A 304-nucleotide genomic window follows, 5' to 3' on the forward strand; every position below is an offset into this window, starting at 1 on the left:
ATTTTACAAGTGTTTCCCCAGAAGATGTAACTATTGGAGAGAAAATTCAAATTCGTGTTGGTGAAAAGGTTCCATTGGATGGTGTATTATTATCTGAAAAGGCATCATTAAATACAGCAGCTTTAACAGGTGAAAGTAAACCTGATTCAATTTTAAAAGAAGCCAAAGTATATGCAGGTAGTATCAATTTAGAAAGTGTCATTGAAGTTGAAGTAACCAATACCTTTGAAGATAGTTCTATTGCCAGAATATTGGATTTGGTTCAAAATGCTACTGCTCGTAAATCCAAGACAGAACTATTCAT

The 304-nt window shown here is 33.2% G+C and carries 1 protein-coding gene; it reads left to right on the forward strand.

What is annotated here, in order from left to right; all coding sequences use genetic code 11:
• On the forward strand, positions 1 to 304 hold a 304-nt coding region (locus AAON49_RS00005), incomplete at both ends, for a P-type ATPase actuator domain-containing protein (protein ID WP_502942858.1).

Origin of the sequence: Pseudotenacibaculum sp. MALMAid0570, assembly GCF_040151415.1 — a bacterium.
Classification (GTDB): Bacteria; Bacteroidota; Bacteroidia; order Flavobacteriales; family Flavobacteriaceae; genus Polaribacter.